Here is a 7,747-nt window from a genome sequence, read left to right as displayed (position 1 = left end):
CAACATCATTTGAACGATTTAGAGGTGTTTTTTTAGACGAAATGAAAAGAAATGTCAATATATTCTACCAAAAGCAACTTCTAAAAATGACAAAAGGCAAAACATTTAAGTTTTGCCTTTTGTAAATTATCTTTTTTAGATGGTGTTATTTACTTATTTTGTCAACCACAATCCTTGCGTCTCTATTGGCCAATTCCCAAGCTGTATAAAATACAAGTCGAGTTCTGTTTTCTAACAAATCATAGTTTATTTTGTCAGGTGTATCTGACGGTCTGTGGTAGTCATCATGTGTTCCGTTAAAGTAGAAAATGACGGGTACATTGTTTTTTGCAAAGTTATAATGATCAGATCTGTAGTAAAAACGATTAGGGTCATTTTCATCATTATAGGTGTAATCCAAAGTCACATTAGCATATTTATTATTTACTTCTTCGGAGATATTGTGTAAATCTGTACTTAATTTATCCGAACCAATTAAATAAACATAATTTCTGTCGCCAGTACGTTTTGGATCAATTCTTCCAATCATGTCAATATTGAGATTGGCTACAGTGTTTTCTAATGGAAAAATAGGTTCAATATCGGCATAATAGCTTGATCCTAAAAGCCCTTTTTCTTCACCTGTAACATGCAAGAATAAAATAGAACGCTTAGGGCCGTGTCCTGCTTTTTCAGCCAATTTAAAGGCTTCTGCAATCTCCAAGAGCGCAACAGTTCCTGAGCCATCATCGTCTGCACCGTTATAAATTTCTCCATTCTTAATGCCTTCGTGATCTAAATGTGCAGAAAGAACGATAACTTCATCTGGTTTTTCAGAACCTTTGATAAAGGCCAATACATTTTCAGAACTTATGTTTTCGGAGTTGCTGGTGATTTTGATGTTTAAATTGGTCTTGATGTTTTTTGAGGTGTCATCGGTCTCAATATCAGCTAATAGGGCTTTTCCTAAATTATCGCCAATAAGAATTTGAACCATATTATCTTGTTTTCCTTCAAGTGACAGACGACCGCCACCTCCAGACTTGGCTGCAGCTTGCATAAAATTTCCCATCGATTTTGTATAGGCATCATCCATGTACAATAAGGTTTTAACACCTTTGTTCATGGCCGCTTCTCTTTTTGACGCCAGTGCTTGTCTTCCGGAAGACCATTTTGTGTTTTCTGTTGTTCCTGACGTTACATAAGTGCCATCATTATTTTTAGGTTCGCCTGCTTTTATTAGTACGATTTTTCCTTTAACATCCAAACCATCGTAGCTCGAGTAGTTTTCAGAATCAATGCCGTAACCAGCGTATATGATGTCTGATGCCGTGATAGTTTGCGTTGTAGCACTACCTAATGGAACCACATCGGTGTAAGTTTCAAAAGCAACACCATTGACAGTGACATCAACTTCTGGTGCCTTTTGGCTAATCAGTGGTACGTTTTGATAATAATTTCCTCCAGGAAGTGGTGAAGGGATATCCAAATCGACATAGTGTTTTTTTAAGAATTCTACAGCCATTTTTTGGCCTTTTGAACCCGTGTCGCGCCCTTCAAACTCGTCGGAAGCATAGATGTACAATAAATCTTTTAACTCCCCTTCTGTAATGGATTTTCCATATACGGTTGGATCAATTGAAGTTATTGATTCTTTTTGGGTAATTTGTTGTTGCGTACTACCGCAACTCAAAATACTCAGTGCAAGACCTGCAAAAATAAGTGACTTTTTCATCAAATCGTGGATTAATTTATATGTGAAGTGCTATAATACGAAAATCGCAAGATATTAGGATTTAAACTTCAATTCATTTAACAAATTTTAACACATAGTGGTTTCTATATATTTAATAGTTGATTAAAGCTGTTGCATTCAGTGTTTTTTTAATTTTACGGCTTTGAGGCGTTTATTGGAATTTGCCAAATACCAAGCGGTTGAAAAAATCAGTTGCGTTCGTTTTTGCAATAAGGGATAATTGATCTTATCGGGCGTGTCTGTAGGCTGATGGTAATCGTCATGTTCGCCATTAAAATAAAAGATGACAGGAATGTTGTTGTTGGCAAAATTATAATGATCCGATCGGTAATAATATTGATTGCTATCATTTTCGTCATTGTATTTATAATCGAGTGTCAAATTTGTAAATTGTTCATTTGCAGCTTCCGATATATAATGCAGTTCTGTACTCAATCGGTCGGAACCAATTAAGTAAATATAATTCTGATTTTGTTGTTCTTGATAATTTCTGTCCACGCGTCCTATCATGTCGATATTTAAATTGGCTACAGTATTTTCAAGCGCATAAATGGGATGGTTGACATAATATCGTGATCCAAAAAGACCTGATTCCTCGGCGGTTAAATGTAAAAAAAGAATGCTCCTTTTGGGACCGTAACCACTTTGTTTTGCTCGTATAAATGCATTTGCAATTTCTAAAACCGCGGCGGTTCCTGAGCTGTTGTCATCAGCACCATGATATATGACGCCATCGGGATATCCCAAATGGTCCAAGTGTGCCGAAATAATGATGATCTCATTTGGGTATTCAGATCCTTCAATATAAGCGACTACATTTTGCGAAGCGACACTAGTTTCTGAAAAATAAGATTTTGGAATGCGTTGGTAATAATTGTCAGAACCTAAAGGCGAAGAGATATTATGAGACACATAAAAATCCTTAACAAATTTGGATGCCTTATTAAAACCTATTTCGCCAGTTTCACGTCCTTGAAAATTTTCTGAGGCTAAGGTGTAAACATGATTTTTAAGCTGATCTGCTGTAATGGTATTACTATATTTCTCAATAATCTCGGCATCATCAAAAACAATACTTTTCTTAAGGTTATCAATTTTTTCCGAATAACTTATATTGGCGCACGAGCCGACAAGAGTCAAAACAGAAGTAATAAAGATCAGTTTCATTAGTAATGAATTAAATAAAACAATAAAAAGATAAATTAAAAGTATTTTCCTTCATAAAAAAATTAAAAAAAAAAGATTATTGTTCTTCCATTCCTTGAAGCTGTGGTGCTTTTTTAAATTTATTAATTTCAATATCTGCTTTTTTGTTAATGGAATCTGATGTTTGGTCGGGCTTAATTTCTTTTAGAGCTTCGCCTTCGGAGCTCACAAAAATGGTTTTATACGTGGCTAAAATCAAGGCAATACCAGTTAACAAAAATATTAATTGGATCGACTTTTTTGAAGTGTTTTTTTGTTTTGAAAGATATAATCCGAAAAAACCTAAAAGCAGGGCTACTATGGCCGGAACATAGGCTATGTTGAAAAATTGACTTGCGGCCAAGATCAACGCTAAAGCTACAGCAACAAATCCAAGGACAACAATTAGTTTTTTCATAATTTAATTTTTCAGCGAATGATAAATTTGATTTTAAAACGAGATGTATTGATAATAATAATAGGGAGTTTTTAGGGATTTGTAAAAAACAGTTTTCAAAATTTAAAATCAGTTTCAAAGATATTTATATTCGTAGAAATAAACCTATATAAAAGGAAAGCTTTTTGTTCTTTTTAGTTGAACCTAAGTCTTGAATGCTTTTTGATTGAGGTATTCAAAATGTATTGAATGATAAATATCATTGAACATTATGGCAGATGACGGTATCTTTATAGTTGTTAAAAGAAAACGTATTATGTATATCAATTTAGAGGAAAAAGAAAGTTTGTTCGTACTTCAAAACGATTACTTGGGACATTTATCCTATATCTATCAAGATAGGCCTTTTGTGGTTCCTATTACTTATTTTTATGATGCCATCAGAAATGTCATTATTTGTTATTCCAATGAGGGGCATAAAATGAATGCCATGCGCAATAATAAAAGAGTAGCGCTTAATGTTGTTGATATTAATGCACTTACCAAATGGCGATCGGTTATGGTGCATGGTGAGTTTGAGCAGGTTTTTGGTACCGATGCCAAGGCTTATTTGCATACTTTTTCCTTAGGAATTAAAGAATTGGTTGAAAGAAAGGAATTGAAAGAATTGAATTTTATCAGTGAGTTTTCTTCTAAAGCCGTTGATGAAAGTTCACCAATGATATTTGTCATTAGGATTGACAACATAACAGGCAAAAAAAGACGCTATTAATGTTATAAAAAACGCTAAGTTTTTAGAAAGTCGCCCTGTTCTAGCCATCATTGTGTCCTATAAAAAAAAAGCTTGTTGAACAGTATCCAACAAGCTTTTTTTATTTCCAGTATTTTAAATTACTTCATAATTCGTGTCAAATGGAAGAATTTTTTATAATGTTCTGGAATGGTGTTGATATCCAATAAAGAACCTGGTTCCATGTACGGATAAATCTCTTCATAAGTTTGGATGTTATAAAGACCAATTCTTTTGCTGATATGATTACGTGTCAATTCACTAGGATCATTTAAACCAGCCGCAGCCACAAGTTCTAAGAAGCTGTGTATCGTTGCCTCATGGTATCTGGTAGCTCTTGGCGCTTTATCATTCACAACCAATCCTTTTACTAGCGATGCATTTTGAGTTGCTACTCCGGTTGGACAAGTATTAAGATTACACTGCAAAGCTTGGATACATCCAATAGCAAGCATCATGGCACGTGCGCTATTACAGCCGTCTGCACCAAGCGCAATTGCTCTGGCCATATGGAAACCTGTAATGATTTTACCGGCAACAATAATTTTAATTTCACTTCGTAAGTTAAAGCCCACTAAAGTGTCGTGAACAAAAATCAGACCTTCACGAAGCGGCATTCCCATGGAGTTTGAAAACTCAACCGGTGCAGCACCGGTTCCTCCTTCACCACCATCTATGGTGATAAAATCTGGTGTAATCCCGGTATAGACCATGGCTTCACAAAAATCCATAAATTCTTGTTTTCGACCTAAACATAATTTGAACCCAATTGGTTTTCCATCGGACAGATCTCGAAGACGTTTAATAAAATGCATAAACTCTATTGGGTCTGAAAAGGCTCCGTGAGAAGGTGGTGAATGCACTGCAATACCAGGTTTTACGTGTCTTATTCGTGCTATTTCTTCAGTGTTCTTTTGGGCTGGTAAAATTCCTCCATGACCTGGTTTTGCACCTTGTGATAGTTTTATTTCAATCATTTTCACTTGCGGTCTTAAGGCGTTTTCCCTAAAGGTGACGTCATTAAAACTACCATCGTCATTGCGACAGCCAAAATATCCTGTACCTATTTGCCAAATTAAATCGCCTCCATGTTCCAAATGGTAATCACTAATTCCACCTTCACCGGTATTGTGTGCAAAATGGCCCATTTTGGCACCTTTGTTCAGGGCAAGAACAGCGTTTTTACTGAGCGACCCAAAACTCATGGCCGAGATATTCAACAAACTTGATGAATAAGGTTGTTTACAATCTTTGCCCCCAATCAGCAATCGCGGAAACTCTCCAATTTCTTTTGGATTATGTTTGGCGTACATAGAGTGTTCCAACCACTCATATCCTGAATGGTAAAGATCCATTTGCGTTCCAAAAGGTTCTGTAGCAATTTCACCCTTTGCTCTTCGGTAAATCAAAGATCTTAGGATTCTGTTTAACGGTCTTCCTTGTGTATCTGTTTCAACAAAATACTGCATGATTTCTGGACGAATAGACTCCAGCATGTATCTGAAACGACCAACTAAAGGAAAGTTTCTACGGATGGTATGTTTGGTTTGAATGATGTCAAAAACACCCATCATTATTATTGGAGCTACCACAACAAAAGCCCATAAAATAGGGCTCCAAAGTAAAGCGATTCCAAGGATGACTACAACAACGATAGCCGAAATTAAAATAAATATTTCCCGAACTTTCATTTTTAATTTGATTTAAAATGCAAATATAGTATTACATAATTGGATTGCATACTAAAACGAAATAGTTTAAATGATTTTATATATTATTTATCTTTATGTCGAAAATTTTAAGATGTTTTTTAATCGATAATTAATTCATTTTCAGGTGTCGGTTAGGTGACTTTCTTCGCTATAGGATGTCCTTTTATATTCTATATTTTTTCTTAAAAATTTTGATTCTAAAAAACGTTGTGATCATTACTAAAGAGGTGTTTTTAAAAATTGCGTTTTTTGTGCTGATAGTCAATTAAATATATTTTTTTGTGCTGATCCATGTTTTTTATCAGCAAATTTACTTTTGCACTTTGATTAAATTCAATCATTATTATCTGATAAATATTTAATGATCTAGCAAAATCTAGATTTATATGGACTTTCGGGGAATGCTTTAAGAGTAATGTTGTTTTTCGATTTGTTAAGAGCAAAATGGAAATAGCATAATTTCGCAATCTTTAATTTTAAAAGCTACATTTTCAGCGTTTTAGGTTTTTGTTTTCACTTTTGATTCTTATAACAGAACGGTCTTGTTTATTTTCTAGGACAATAATGAAATTCTATATTGACTTCATTATCAGTAAAAGTATTAGAAATTCATTTATGAATAGAGATAGGGGCCCAAGTTGGAATTGCTTTCTCCATGGCCATTTGATGTGTACTTCCGTTACAGCCCTAACCTGAAATACTTAGTGCTGTTTATAAATTAATTAGGCTGAGTAAAACTATAACAAATTTTTAAGATAAATTAGTTCGTTTTGTTCCGAACTAGACGTATATTTGTAAAAATTAAAAAAATGTCCGTTTCAACCGAAAAAAAGAAATTAATAGAGGAAATTGGTCTTCAATTGGAGTCGCGATTAAATCTTGCTCCTTTGGCAGCGCGCATTTATACGTTGCTAACCTTATCTTCAAAAGAGGGATTGACTTTTGAACAAATCCGTGAAATCATTGGATCGAGTAAAAGTTCAACATCGGTTAATTTAAAGATTCTTATGCAATTGAAACATGTGGACTATTATACAAAATCTGGTGATCGGAAACGCTATTTTAGAATCACTACATATTTTCAGTTATCAGCCTTGAAAATTGATTATCAAGCGTTAGAAAATGAAATTTTATTAGTCGAAAAAATAAACAGCTATAATAAGGTACATCACCCAGAAAAATTTAAAAATGAGGAATCGGTTGGGGACATCATTAGAAATTATTTAAAAAGTAGACAAACCTTAATTGCCGAAACCATCGACAAGATTAATAAACATGGGTAAGGTGTTATGAGAAAAATTTGAAGTTCAACATCAAACTAAATAATAATTTGAGTTGATATTTAAAATAAAGGCATGTTTTTTGGTTAAATTTATGTCATTGAAAATTGCAAAAAGAAAAACAAAATTAAAAATTAAAAAAAGAATCTATGAAAATTAAGTTAACAACCGTAGCGCTTATCGCATTAACAATTATGGGCTGTAACTCAAGTAAACAAGTCGGTTCAACTGCAACCGATGACAATTCAAAACTTATGGAAAACACCAAGAACCAATCTGTTGAAGATGTAAAGTGGGTCATTTCCACATTGGAAGGGAAAGACATGTCCGATATCAAAAATCATGGTAAAGCTATTTACTTTACACTCAACTCAAAGGATAATCGCGTTAATGGTTATTCCGGTTGTAATACCTTTATGGGAACTTACAAATTGGAAGGCACCCAAATTTCATTTTCGCAAATGGCATCAACCCGAATGGCTTGCCCGGATTCAGAAATTAACGAATCTGAGATATTAAGTGTTTTTGAAACGGCCGACAATTTTACCATAGCCGACGGAAAACTGTCATTGAACAAAGCACGTAGAGCACCTTTGGCAGTGTTTGTAAAAGAGGTAACCAATGAACCCATTGTAGAAAAGTATTGGA

Annotated in this window: 7 protein-coding genes; 3 read left to right on the top strand and 4 right to left on the bottom strand. The window is 34.3% G+C overall.

The window, feature by feature from the left end:
- Window positions 1-145: 145 nt before the first annotated feature.
- From VNJ50_RS14450 to VNJ50_RS14440, 3 genes are all read right to left on the bottom strand, one after another.
- A complete protein-coding gene (locus VNJ50_RS14450) occupies window positions 146-1,714 on the bottom strand; it encodes a M28 family metallopeptidase (RefSeq protein ID WP_325583003.1) in 1,569 nt (522 codons plus the stop codon).
- 138 nt (window positions 1,715-1,852) lie between these two features.
- Window positions 1,853-2,902, bottom strand: a complete 1,050-nt coding sequence (locus tag VNJ50_RS14445) for a M28 family metallopeptidase (RefSeq protein WP_325583002.1) — start codon at window positions 2,900-2,902, stop codon at window positions 1,853-1,855.
- Window positions 2,903-2,978: 76 nt separating this feature from the next.
- Window positions 2,979-3,338, bottom strand: coding sequence for an FUSC family protein (locus tag VNJ50_RS14440; RefSeq protein ID WP_325583001.1), 360 nt, complete (start codon window positions 3,336-3,338; stop codon window positions 2,979-2,981).
- Window positions 3,339-3,633: 295 nt separating this feature from the next.
- Between VNJ50_RS14440 and VNJ50_RS14435 the strand changes: the two genes are divergently transcribed.
- Window positions 3,634-4,089, top strand: coding sequence for a pyridoxamine 5'-phosphate oxidase family protein (locus tag VNJ50_RS14435; protein ID WP_325583000.1), 456 nt, complete (start codon window positions 3,634-3,636; stop codon window positions 4,087-4,089).
- Between the two features lie 119 nt (window positions 4,090-4,208).
- Here the strand turns inward: VNJ50_RS14435 and VNJ50_RS14430 are convergent, their stop codons facing one another.
- Window positions 4,209-5,798, bottom strand: coding sequence for an FMN-binding glutamate synthase family protein (locus tag VNJ50_RS14430; RefSeq protein ID WP_325582999.1), 1,590 nt, complete (start codon window positions 5,796-5,798; stop codon window positions 4,209-4,211).
- Window positions 5,799-6,628: 830 nt separating this feature from the next.
- On the opposite strand from VNJ50_RS14430, the gene VNJ50_RS14425 reads away from it, so the two are divergent.
- Entirely contained in the window at window positions 6,629-7,102 is a 474-nt protein-coding gene (locus VNJ50_RS14425; protein WP_325582998.1) for a MarR family transcriptional regulator, read from the top strand.
- 146 nt (window positions 7,103-7,248) lie between these two features.
- The coding region (locus tag VNJ50_RS14420; protein ID WP_325582997.1) for an META domain-containing protein at window positions 7,249-7,747 on the top strand (499 nt) is incomplete at its 3' end.

The sequence above is a fragment of the Gelidibacter sp. genome (genome assembly GCF_035577925.1).
Lineage (GTDB): Bacteria > Bacteroidota > Bacteroidia > Flavobacteriales > Flavobacteriaceae > Gelidibacter.
This window is presented reverse-complemented; position numbering and strand designations above follow the sequence as displayed.

Bases quoted from the DNA above. Each gene is read 5' to 3' on its own strand.
- VNJ50_RS14430 (WP_325582999.1), bottom strand. From the start codon at position 5,798: ATGAAAGTTCGGGAAATATTTATTTTAATTTCGGCTATCGTTGTTGTA.
- VNJ50_RS14450 (WP_325583003.1), bottom strand. From the start codon at position 1,714: ATGAAAAAGTCACTTATTTTTGCAGGTCTTGCACTGAGTATTTTGAGT.
- VNJ50_RS14435 (WP_325583000.1), top strand. From the start codon at position 3,634: ATGTATATCAATTTAGAGGAAAAAGAAAGTTTGTTCGTACTTCAAAAC.
- VNJ50_RS14440 (WP_325583001.1), bottom strand. From the start codon at position 3,338: ATGAAAAAACTAATTGTTGTCCTTGGATTTGTTGCTGTAGCTTTAGCG.
- VNJ50_RS14425 (WP_325582998.1), top strand. From the start codon at position 6,629: ATGTCCGTTTCAACCGAAAAAAAGAAATTAATAGAGGAAATTGGTCTT.
- VNJ50_RS14445 (WP_325583002.1), bottom strand. From the start codon at position 2,902: ATGAAACTGATCTTTATTACTTCTGTTTTGACTCTTGTCGGCTCGTGC.